The sequence below is a fragment of the Geminicoccus flavidas genome, assembly GCF_009806515.1.
Lineage (GTDB): Bacteria > Pseudomonadota > Alphaproteobacteria > Geminicoccales > Geminicoccaceae > Geminicoccus > Geminicoccus flavidus.
The window spans coordinates 1-5,811 of the sequence record NZ_WUJP01000451.1 but is presented as its reverse complement, the minus strand read 5'-3'; the positions used below and the strand labels follow the sequence as shown (position 1 = coordinate 5,811).

Sequence of the window (5,811 nt, the reverse complement as noted above, 5' to 3'; positions counted from 1 at the left end):
TGCGGGCCTCGGGTGCCGGCGGCCAGCACGTGAACCGTACCGAGAGTGCGGTGCGCATCACCCACCTGCCGAGCGGCATCGTCGTGTTCCAGCAGGACGAGCGCTCCCAGCACCGCAACAAGGCGCGCGCCATGAAGATCCTGCGCGCCCGGCTGTTCGACCAGGAGCGGGCCCGCGCCGACCAGGAGCGCTCGGCCGACCGGCGCGAGCAGATCGGCACCGGCGACCGCTCCGAGCGGATCCGCACCTACAACTTCCCGCAGAACCGGGTCACCGACCACCGGATCGACCTCACCCTCTACGCCCTGGACGAGGTGCTGGCGGGGCCAGGCCTCGGCCGCTTCGTCGATGCGCTGGTCGCCGAGGACCAGGCGCGCAAGCTGGCCCAGCTCGAGTGACCAGGCTGGATGAAGCCCTGTTGGAAGCGCGGCGGCGGCTGCAGGCGGCCGGGATCGAGGCGCCTGGGCGCGAGGCGGCCCTGCTCGTTGGCCTCGCCACCGGCTGGAGCCGGACCGAGCAGCTGGCGGGCGACCGGCGCGAGCTCACCGCTGCGCAGTCGGCACGGCTGGAGGATCTCGTCGAGCGGCGGGTGCGGCGCGAGCCGTTCGCCTATCTGGCCGGCAGTCGGGAGTTCTTCGGCCGGCCGTTCCTGGTGGGCCCGGGCGTGCTGGTGCCGCGTCCCGAGACCGAGACCCTGGTCGAGGTAGCGCTGCGCCGCTGGCCGGAGCGCAGGGCGGCGCTGCGGATCCTGGACTTAGGCGTAGGCTCCGGCTGCATCCTGCTGACCCTCCTGGCCGAGTATCCGGAAGCCCGAGGGCTGGGCGTGGACACGAGCCGGGCGGCACTCGACTGGACCCGGCGCAACGCCCAGGCGCTGGACGTGGCGGACCGGGTGCGACTGGTGCAGGGCAGCTGGGGCGAAGCCATCTCGGGCCAGTTCGACCTGATCCTGTCCAACCCGCCTTATATCGACGCCGATGATCTGCCCGGTCTCGACCCGGAACTGCGCTTCGAGCCGCAGGACGCGCTCTCGCCAGGGGTCGACGGGCTCCAGTCCTACCGGGCGATGACCCCGGACTTCCTGCGCCTGCTGGGACCGGGGGGCACCGTGCTGCTGGAGATCGGACAGGGCCAAGCGCCACCGCTCCTGGCATGGTTCGCGGAGCACGGCCTGGTCGGACGGAGCCATGCCGATCTGGCCGGCATCGCGCGCTGTCTGGAGCTGCGCCGGGCTTCCGATGCGGATGTTCCACAATTGTTCTAGCGGCGACTTTTCAAGATCTTGCGCCGGATCAACGGCGTCCTACCTCCAGGACACGATACGGTGCGGGTGCTTCTTGCAAGGCCCGCGACCGATGGCTCGCCCGGGATACGGGGAGCCTGTCGACGGAGGTGTCCCATGGACTTTGAGAAATATACTGATCGGGCAAAGGGCTTCGTGCAGTCGGCCCAGACGCTGGCTCTCCGCGAGGGGCATCAGCGACTCCTGCCGATCCACCTGCTCAAGGTGCTTTTGGACGACGAGCAGGGTCTTGCCGCCAACCTGATCCGCGCTTCGGGCGGTGATCCGAAGGCGGCACTGCGTGAGACCGAGCTGGCGCTGTCCCGGCTGCCCAAGGTCGAGGGCCCCGGTGCCGGACAGGTCAACCTGTCCCCGGAGCTCGCCAAGCTGTTCGACCAAGCGGAAGGCCTGGCGAAGAAGGTCGGCGACGGCTACGTGACCGCCGAGCGGCTGCTGCTGGCGCTGGCAATCGTCGATCCGGAAGCGGCGAAGATCCTCAAGGCGGCCAACGTCACGCCGCAGTCGCTGAACGGCGCCATCGAGCAGGTGCGCAAGGGGCGCAGGGCCGACAGCCCGTCGGCCGAGAACCAGTACCAGGCGCTCGAGAAATACACGCGCGATCTCACCGCCGCGGCGCGTGAGGGCAAGCTCGACCCGGTGATCGGCCGGGACGAGGAGATCCGGCGCGTCGTGCAGGTGCTCTCGCGCCGTACCAAGAACAATCCGGTGCTGATCGGCGAGCCGGGCGTGGGCAAGACCGCGATCGCCGAGGGCTTGGCCAACCGGATCGTGAATGGCGACGTGCCGGAGAGCCTGAAGGATCGCAAGCTGCTGGCGCTGGACCTCGGCGCCATGGTGGCCGGTGCCAAGTATCGTGGCGAGTTCGAGGAGCGCTTGAGGGGCCTGCTCAGCGAGCTGGCCCATGGCGAGGGTGACGCGATCCTGTTCATCGACGAGCTGCACACGCTGGTGGGTGCGGGCAAGGCGGAAGGGTCGATGGATGCTTCCAACATGCTGAAGCCCGCCCTGGCACGCGGCGAGCTGCACTGCGTCGGCGCCACCACTCTCGACGAGTACCGCAAGTACATCGAGAAGGACGCGGCGCTGGCCCGGCGCTTCCAGCCGGTCTTCGTCAACGAGCCGGACGTCCAGGACGCCGTGTCGATCCTGCGCGGCCTGAAGGAGAAGTACGAGCTCCATCACGGCGTGCGGATCACCGACGGTGCCATCGTGGCGGCGGCGACCATGTCGAACCGCTACATCACCGACCGCTTCCTGCCGGACAAGGCGATTGACCTGATCGACGAGGCGGCGGCGCGCAAGCGCATGGCGATCGACAGCAAGCCGGAGGAGCTGGACGAGCTGGACCGGCGCATCCTGCAGCTGGAGATCGAGAAGGCGGCCCTGCAGAAGGAGCACGACCAGGCCTCCAAGGACCGGCTCGACAAGCTGGTGAAGGAACTGGACGGGCTGAAGAAGGAGTCCGCCGAAATCACCGCGCGCTGGCAGGCCGAGAAGGAGAAGCTGGCATCCGCGACCAAGCTCAAGGAGCAGCTGGAGCAGCTGCGCAACGAGCTGCAGATCGCGCAGCGCAAGGGCGACTTCGAGCAGGCCGGCAAGCTCGCCTATGGCGAGATCCCGGCCGTGGAGAAGAAGCTCGCCGAGGCGCAGGAGGCCGAGAGGAGCCGGCCGCTGGTGGCCGAGGAGGTCACCGAGCAGGACATCGCGCACGTCGTGTCGCGCTGGACCGGCATCCCGGTTGACAAGATGCTGGAAGGCGAGCGGGAAAAGCTCCTGCAGATGGAGCAGAAGCTGGAGACCCGGGTGGTCGGGCAGCATCCGGCGGTGGAAGCCGTCGCGAAGTCGGTCCGCCGCGCGCGGGCTGGGCTGCAGGACCCGAACCGGCCGATCGGCAGCTTCCTGTTCCTGGGCCCCACCGGCGTCGGCAAGACCGAGCTGTGCAAGGCGCTGGCCTCGTTCCTGTTCGACGACGAGCAGGCCATGGTCCGGATCGACATGTCCGAATACATGGAGAAGCACAGCGTCAGCCGGCTGATCGGCGCACCTCCCGGCTATGTCGGCTATGACGAGGGCGGGGCGCTCACCGAGGCGGTGCGGCGGCGGCCCTACCAGGTGATCCTGTTCGACGAGGTCGAGAAGGCTCATCCGGACGTGTTCAACGTGCTCCTCCAGGTGCTGGACGACGGCAGGCTAACTGACGGCCAGGGCCGCACGGTCGACTTCCGCAACACCATCATCGTGCTGACCAGCAATCTCGGCTCGGAGTATCTGGCGGCCCTGCCCGAGGGTGCGTCGGCTGAGGATGCCAGGGAGCAGGTGATGGGGGTGGTTCGCGCCAGCTTCCGCCCGGAGTTCCTGAACCGGTTGGACGAGATCATCCTGTTCAACCGGCTGGGCCGCGCGCAGATGGGCGGGATCGTCAGGATCCAGCTGCAGCGGCTGGAGAAGCTCCTGACCGACCGGCGGATCACGCTCGACATCACCGATCCAGCGATCGACTGGCTGGCGGACGCGGGCTACGACCCGGTTTATGGCGCCAGGCCGCTCAAGCGGTCGATCCAGCGCCATCTACAGGACCCGCTGGCGACCGCGGTGCTGGAGGGCCGGATCCAGGACGGCGACCGGGTGAAGGTCACCGTCGCGGACGGCCAGCTCCAGATCGCGCCGGAAGGCCTGGCGATGGCCGCCTGACGGTCGCGGACGTCCTGCCAGGATGGAGGAGGGCCCGCCCGGGCAGCTGGGCGGGCCCTTTGTCTTTACGAGCGGGATTGCGCGAACGTCCGCCGGCCCAGTCGGCGGTGGTTTGCGTGAGGTCAGACGATGCCGCCGTTGGCGCGCAGGACCTGGCCATTGATCCAGGCCCCGTCCGGGCCCGCCAGGAAGGCCACCACGCCCGCGATGTCCTCCGGCTGGCCCAGCCGCTCCAGCGGGGCCAGCTTCGCCAGCTGGTCGACGAGGCCCGGGGGCTTGCCGTCCAGGAACAGCTCGGTCGTGGTCGGCCCGGGCGCCACCGCGTTCACCGTGATGCCGCGGCCGCGCAGTTCCTTGGCCAGCACGTGGCTCAACACCTCGATCCCGGCCTTGGTGGCGGCATAGACGCCATAGGTCGGCTGGCGCAGCCCGACCACGCTCGAGGACAGGTTGATGATCCGTCCGCCGTCGCGCAGCCGGCGCGCCGCCTCGCGCATGGTGTTGATGCTGCCCTTGAGGTTGACCGCGAGCTGGCGATCGATCAGCGCGTCGTCACCCTCGGCCAGCGTCGCCAGCTGCATGATGCCGGCATTGTTCACCAGCACGTCGACCGCACCGAACGCCGCTTGCGCCGCGTCGAACATCCGAGCCACGGCTGCGGGATCGCTCACATCGGCCTGGACGGGAAGTGCCCGGCCGCCCGCCTGCTCGATCCGCGCCACCAGCGTCGCCGCATCGGCGGCGCGCCCGGCATAGTTGACGATGACAGCGAGGCCGTCCCGGGCGAGGCGCTCCGCGATCGCGGCGCCGATGCCGCGCGATGCCCCGGTCACGATCGCCACCCTGTTGCCGGTGTCTGCGCTGGTCATACCATGTCTCCCTCGCTGCGGCTCGCTGATCCGGTGCGCCAGGTGGCGGACTGCCCAACCGCGTCGGGAGCTAGTTCTGCGCCACCTGGGAAGGGGCGGCCAGCTGGCGGCGCAGTGCATCCAGGCGGTCGCGCTCGGCCTTGAAGCGCGCCAGCTCCTTGCCGCTCAGCTCCTCGGCGACGTTCTGCTTCACCGACATCGGGTTGATCTGGGCGCCCTGGTACAGGACCTCGTAGTGCAGATGCGGTCCGGTCGACAGGCCGGTCGTCCCGACATAGCCGATTACCTCGCCCTGGCGCACCTTGCTGCCGACCTTCAGCTGCTTGGCGAACCGGCTCATATGGCCATAGGCGGTGGCGTAGTCGGCATTGTGGCGGATCCGGATATAGTTGCCATAGCCACGGTTGCGGCCGCGCATCTCGATCACGCCGTCGCCAGCGGCATAGATCGGCGTGCCGGTGGGAGCCGCGAAATCGGTGCCCTTGTGCATGCGCGAGTAGCCGAGCACCGGGTGGCGGCGCATGCCGAAGCCGGAGCTGAGCCTGGCACCGTCGATGGGCGTGCGCAGCAGCGACTTGCGCACCGACTTGCCGTTAGCGTCGTACCAGGCGCGCGAGCCGTCCTCGCGCTCGAACCGGTAGAGGATGAAGTCGCGCTCGCCATTGACCAGCCGGGCGAAGCTGATGTCGTCGTAGCGCGCCTCCCTGCCGTCCGGCGTGCTCAGGCGGTCATAGATGACCTCGAACCGGTCGCCTTCCTTCAGGTCGCGCTGGAAGTCGACGTCCCAGGACAGGAGCTTGACGAAGCGCATGATCGTCTCGGCCGGCATCCCAGCCGCGCGCGCGCTGTCGTAGAGGCTGCCGCTGATGGTCCCACCGGCCAGCACGTCCTCGCGGTCCAGGGTCAGCTCCACCGTCCGGGCGCTGAACCCGCCGGTCTCGTCGCGGT

Annotated in this window: 5 protein-coding genes; 3 read left to right on the top strand and 2 right to left on the bottom strand. The window is 69.1% G+C overall.

What is annotated here, in order from left to right:
- The 3 genes from EQG76_RS12655 to clpB all read left to right on the top strand — a co-directional run.
- On the top strand, positions 1 to 398 hold a 398-nt coding region (locus tag EQG76_RS12655), incomplete at its 5' end, for a peptide chain release factor-like protein (RefSeq protein WP_321573459.1).
- A 20-nt stretch (positions 399 to 418) separates the two neighbouring features.
- On the top strand, positions 419 to 1,264 hold the full coding sequence (gene prmC, locus EQG76_RS12650; RefSeq protein WP_159713836.1) for a peptide chain release factor N(5)-glutamine methyltransferase: 846 nt from the start codon (positions 419 to 421) through the stop codon (positions 1,262 to 1,264).
- A 135-nt stretch (positions 1,265 to 1,399) separates the two neighbouring features.
- Entirely contained in the window at positions 1,400 to 3,994 is a 2,595-nt protein-coding gene (gene clpB / locus EQG76_RS12645; RefSeq protein ID WP_159713834.1) for an ATP-dependent chaperone ClpB, read from the top strand.
- A gap of 122 nt (positions 3,995 to 4,116) precedes the next feature.
- Here clpB and EQG76_RS12640 read toward each other — a convergent pair whose 3' ends face one another.
- Complete coding sequence (locus EQG76_RS12640) at positions 4,117 to 4,863, bottom strand: SDR family oxidoreductase (protein ID WP_159713832.1); 747 nt, start codon at positions 4,861 to 4,863, stop codon at positions 4,117 to 4,119.
- A gap of 70 nt (positions 4,864 to 4,933) precedes the next feature.
- A partial coding sequence (locus tag EQG76_RS12635; RefSeq protein ID WP_159713830.1) for a peptidoglycan DD-metalloendopeptidase family protein occupies positions 4,934 to 5,811 on the bottom strand: 878 nt, incomplete at its 5' end.